2 protein-coding genes are annotated in these 4376 nt (G+C 72.7%); one reads left to right on the top strand and one right to left on the bottom strand.

Going from position 1 to position 4376, the window contains the following annotated elements:
• Positions 1 to 66: 66 nt before the first annotated feature.
• A complete protein-coding gene (gene serB, locus ACFUEL_RS35850) occupies positions 67 to 1329 on the bottom strand; it encodes a phosphoserine phosphatase SerB (RefSeq protein ID WP_380241796.1) in 1263 nt (420 codons plus the stop codon).
• 199 nt (positions 1330 to 1528) lie between these two features.
• On the opposite strand from serB, the gene ACFUEL_RS35845 reads away from it, so the two are divergent.
• Entirely contained in the window at positions 1529 to 4330 is a 2802-nt protein-coding gene (locus ACFUEL_RS35845; RefSeq protein WP_380241795.1) for an FHA domain-containing protein, read from the top strand.
• Positions 4331 to 4376 lie beyond the last annotated feature (46 nt).

Below are 4376 nucleotides of genomic sequence, written 5' to 3'. Positions count from 1 at the left end.
CCGCAGGACTGAACGCAGGAGGGGCGGGACCCGCGGGTCCCGCCCCTCACGCCGTGTTCCCGCGGGTCAGTCCCCGGTGGGCGCGCCGTCCAGCTGGTCGGCGGCCTCGACCTCCTCGCGGGTCACCCCGAGCAGGTACAGCACGGTGTCCAGGAACGGCACGTTCACGGCGGTGTCGGCCTGCTCGCGGACCACCGGCTTGGCGTTGAACGCGACGCCCAGGCCGGCCGTGTTCAACATGTCCAGGTCGTTGGCGCCGTCGCCGATCGCCACCGTCTGCTCCAGCGGCACCCCGGCGCGCTCGGCGAACCGGGCCAGCCAGCGGGCCTTGCCCGCCCGGTCGACGATCTCCCCGGTGACCCGGCCGGTGAACTTCCCGTCCTCGATCTCCAGCGTGTTGGCGGCCGCGAAGTCCAGGCCCAGGCGCTCCACCAGGTGGTCGGTGACCTGGGTGAAGCCGCCGGAGACGATCGCCACCTGGTAGCCCAGCCGCTTCAGGGTGCGGATCAGCGTCCGGGCGCCCGGGGTCAGCCGGACCTCGGCGCGGACCTTCTCGGTGACCGCCGCGTCCAGCCCGGCCAGCAGCGCCACCCGGGCGCGCAGCGACTCGGCGAAGTCCAGCTCGCCGCGCATCGCCTGCTCGGTCACCGCGGCGACCTGCTCCTCGCAGCCCGCGTGGGCCGCGAACAGCTCGATCACCTCGTCCTGGATCAGCGTGGAGTCCACGTCCATCACGATCAGCCGCTTGGCCCGTCGGTGCAGGCCCGACCGCACCACCGCGATGTCCACCCGCTGGGCCGCCGCCTCCGCGGCCAGCACCGCGCGCAGCTCTTCGGTCGGCACTCCCGAGATGGTCAACTCGACGGCCGTCACCGGGTACTTGGCGAGTCGGAAGACCCGGTCGATGTTGCCGCCGGCCTCCGAGACCCGGGTCGACAGCGCCGCCACCGCGGCCGCCGTCAGCGGGTGCCCGAGCACCGTCACGTGCGAACGGCCCTCGCCGCGCGCACGGTTGTCGCCGGTGCCGGAGATGATCTCGGCCTGGAGCTTGTGCTCCTCCGCCCAGCGGTGCACCGTCACCCGCAGCGCGCCCTCCGCGCCCGGCGCCGCCGGGGGAGTGACCAGCGCGCACAGCGTTATCCGGCCGCGGGTGACCACCTGCTCGATGTCGATCACCTCGACGCCGAAACCGGCGAGCCGGTCGAACAGGCCCGCGGTGATCCCGGGGCGGTCCTTGCCGAACACCTTGACCAGCAGCGTGCGCTCGGCGTCGGTGCTCACGGGCGGCGCGGCGGAAAGGGCCTGAGCGGCCTGATCGGTTGCGTTCATGGTGACCCCCACGCTACCCGGCCCGGTGCCGCCCCGACCCGGGGCGTCCGCGAGGTGGGACACCGCCCGCGAGGCGGGACAGCGCCCGCGGCACCCGCCGAAACGTCCCGCCGCGACCCCGGGCCGGTCGCCGGGCGGTCACAGAACGGCGGCCCGACTACCGAGCACACCCGCGGGGCTGGAATGATCCCCCTGTCAGATGCAACATCCTGGGGGACCGGAGAGCGGGGCGGGCGGAGAGTTGCCGCAACTCGTAGTAGAAATCGACGGCCGGCAGCGGGTACTCGAACCCGGCCGCGCCTACACCATCGGCCGTGACCCGGCCTCGGACTTCCCGTTCGACGACGCCCGGGTCTCCTGGCGGCACGCCAGCCTGAGCTTCGACGGCGCCACCTGGCAGCTCGCCGACCACGGCTCCACCAACGGCACCTTCGTCGCCGGGGCCCGGGTCGCGCAGAGCGCCCTCCACCCCGGCACCGTCGTGCACCTCGGCAACGGCCAGAACGGGCCCCGGCTCGCCTTCACGGCGCCCGCCGCGGCCGCCGCCCCGCAGGGCGGCATCCACGAGGCCGCCACCAGCCGGGCCCCCGGCCCGCAGCAGGGCCAGGCCCCGTTCCAGCAGCCGCAGTACGGCCCCGGCCCGGCCGCCGCGCCGCAGGGCCACCGGCCGCCGCCGGTGGAGCAGCCGATCCCGCAGGGCTGGGACGCCCCCACCCCGCGCCCCGGCTTCCCCCAGCAGCAGGCCGCCGCGCCGCAGCAGTTCCAGCAGCAGCCCGCGCAGCAGCCGCCCGTGCAGCAGCAGTTCCAGCAGCCGCCGGTGCAGCAGCAGCCCGCGCCGCAGCAGTTCCAGCAGCAGCCCCCGGTGCAGCAGCCGCCCGTACAGCAGCAGTTCCAGCAGCCGCCCGTGCCGCAGCAGGGCGGGCACCCCCAGCAGGGCGGGCACCCCCAGCAGGGCGCCCCGGCCCCGGTCGGCGGGCTCGGCAACCCGACGATGATCCGCAGCCTGGCCGGCGGCCGCACCATCCGGATCGGCCGCGCGCTCGACAACGACATCGTGGTCTCCGACCTCCAGGTCTCCCGCCACCACGCCGAGCTGCGCCAGCTCCCGGACGGCCGCTGGGAGATCGTCGACCTCGGCAGCCACAACGGGATCTTCCTCAACGGCCAGCCCACCCGCCGCCAGCTGATGGGCCCGCAGGACCGGCTCACCGTCGGCCACTCCTCCTTCGTGCTGGTCGGCGACCAGCTCCAGGAGTTCGTCGACAACGGCGCCGTCTCCTTCTCCGCCCACCACCTGAGCGTCGAGGTCGACTTCAAGGGCGGCAAGAAGGTCCTGCTCAACGACGTCAGCTTCTCCGTCCCGGAGAAGTCCCTGGTCGCGGTGATCGGCCCGTCCGGCTCCGGCAAGTCCACCCTGCTGCGCGCCCTCACCGGCTACCGCCCCGCCGACCGCGGCGACGTGCTGTACGACGGCCGCAACCTGTACCGCCAGTTCGCCGAGCTGCGCTCCCGGATCGGCCTCGTCCCGCAGTCCGAGATCCTGCACAAGGAACTCACCGTCCGCACCGCCCTCAAGTACGCGGCCCGGCTGCGCTTCCCCGGCGACACCGAGGCCGCCGAGCGCGAGCGCCGGATCGACGAGGTGCTGTACGAGCTGCGCCTGGACAAGCGCGCCGACAACCGGATCACCGCCCTCTCCGGCGGCCAGCAGAAGCGCGTCTCGGTCGCCCTGGAGCTGCTCACCAAGCCCTCGCTGATCTTCCTGGACGAGCCGACCTCCGGCCTCGACCCGGGCATGGACCGCGAGGTCATGCAGACCCTGCGCGGCCTCGCCGACGACGGCCGCACCGTCCTGGTCGTCACCCACTCGGTCGCCGAACTCGCGCTCTGCGACCGGCTGCTGGTGATGGCGCCCGGCGGCTCGGTGGCCTACTTCGGCCCGCCCGGCGAGGCCCTGCACTTCTTCGGCTACGAGACCTGGGCCGACGTCTTCCAGGCGTTCGAGAACTACCCCGACCACGACTGGGCCGGCCGCTACCGCAACTCCGTCCACTACCAGCAGTACTCGGCCAACGTGGACGCCGTCGCCTCCCAGGTCCAGCAGCCCAACGCGCTGACCCAGCTGCGCCCGCCCAAGCCGCAGAGCTGGGGCTCCCAGCTGTGGACGCTGATCCGCCGCTACCTGTCGGTGATCGCCTCCGACAAGGGCTTCATCGCGCTGTCCGTGCTGCTGCCACTGGTCCTGGGCGGGGTCTCCGCGGTCATCCCCAGCAAGTGCGGCCTGGCCGCCTGCGACACCGGGGCCCACCGCAACGACATCGCCAAGCTGGTCCTGATGGTCGTCGCGTTCTCCGCCTGCCTGTCGGGCTCGGCGAACTCGGTCCGCGAGCTGATCAAGGAACGCGCGATCTACGAACGGGAACGCGCCACCGGCCTGTCCCGGTCCGCCTACCTGGCCTCGAAGTTCATCGTGCTCGGCGCGATCAGCTTCCTGCAGGGCGGCATCATCTCCGCGATCGCCTTCAAGGTGCGCAAGCTCCCCGCCGAGGGGCTGATCTTCAAGCACCTGCCCGCCGTGGAGATGTCCATCGGCGTGATCCTGCTCAGCTTCGTCTCCATGATGGTCGGCCTGGCGATCTCCTCGCTGGTCAAGACCGCCGAGAAGACCATGCCGCTGCTGGTGATGTTCGCCATCGTCCAGATGGTCTTCACCGGCGCGATCTTCCAGCTCTTCGACAAGCCCGGCCTGGAGCAGCTCGGCTGGCTGATGCCCGCCCGCTGGGGCGTCGCCGCCAGCGGCAACACCCTCGACCTGGCCCACATCTCCCCGGTGGTGATCGCCAAGCCGCCGGAGACCGCCCCGCTGGACTCCCTCTGGGACCACTCCGCGGGCATGATGTTCCTCAACTGGACCGTCCTGGTCGCCATCTCGGTCGGCCTGGGCCTCGCCATCCAGCGCTTCCAGAAGCGCCACGAGCCCGAGGTCATGCAGAACGGCTGACCCGGAAGCGGAGCCCCCCGGGGGCCCGGGGAACGGTTCGCCGTTC

This window comes from Kitasatospora sp. NPDC057198 (assembly GCF_042670125.1).
Taxonomy (GTDB): domain Bacteria; phylum Actinomycetota; class Actinomycetes; order Streptomycetales; family Streptomycetaceae; genus Kitasatospora.
The sequence above is the reverse complement of the archived record's forward strand: the minus strand, read 5'-3'. Positions and strand labels throughout refer to the sequence as shown.

Coding starts and splice junctions, on each gene's coding strand:
- serB (WP_380241796.1), bottom strand. CDS start 1,329: ATGAACGCAACCGATCAGGCCGCTCAGGCCCTTTCCGCCGCGCCGCCC.
- ACFUEL_RS35845 (WP_380241795.1), top strand. CDS start 1,529: ATGCAACATCCTGGGGGACCGGAGAGCGGGGCGGGCGGAGAGTTGCCG.